Genomic DNA, 568 nt, shown 5'->3' with positions numbered 1-568 from the left:
GTGGTCGAGCTCCCGGCCCGCCCCGCGCGCCGCGATGATGCCCTCCGACGCCCCGACGGTGTCGGCGATCCGCGTGGCCATGCGCCCGCGGGCGCGCCGCAGCCGCCGCGACTTGAGGTACGCGGTGCGCGCCCACGGCACCATCACGGCGGCGAGCAGGCCGAGCGGGAGCAGGAACCCGATCCCGAGGTACGGGTCGAGTACCGTGAGCCCCACGGCGGACCCGGCGATCAGCGGGATCCCGGCCGCCAGCGGGCCCACGCCCTGCGACACCCAGTTGCGCACGCTCGCGAGGTCGTTGGTGGTCCGGGCCACGGTGATGCCCAGGTGGGTGCTGCTGCCCGGCGTGAGCTCGGACTCCACGAGCTCGCGCCGCAGCTCGCGCACGTAGTCCTGGCCGAGCCGCTCGGCGACGACCCGCTCCTCGATGCGCAGCCCGCCGATCGCCACCGCGGTCGCCACGATGCTCAGGATCGCGACCACGATCGGCCAGGTGCTGCCCGGGCGCAGCTGGGTCAGCGCCCAGGCGCCCACGGCCCCGAGCGCGCCCTGGCCGACGCCGAGCGCG

At 76.6% G+C, this 568-nt stretch carries 1 pseudogene; it reads right to left on the bottom strand.

Annotated features, from left to right (window positions below):
• A pseudogene (locus tag PROKR_RS29260) lies at positions 1-568 on the bottom strand (ABC transporter ATP-binding protein); the annotation flags it as partial.

The sequence above is a fragment of the Promicromonospora kroppenstedtii DSM 19349 genome, assembly GCF_000515355.1.
In the GTDB taxonomy this organism is placed as follows: Bacteria; Actinomycetota; Actinomycetes; order Actinomycetales; family Cellulomonadaceae; genus Promicromonospora; species Promicromonospora kroppenstedtii.
This window is presented reverse-complemented; position numbering and strand designations above follow the sequence as displayed.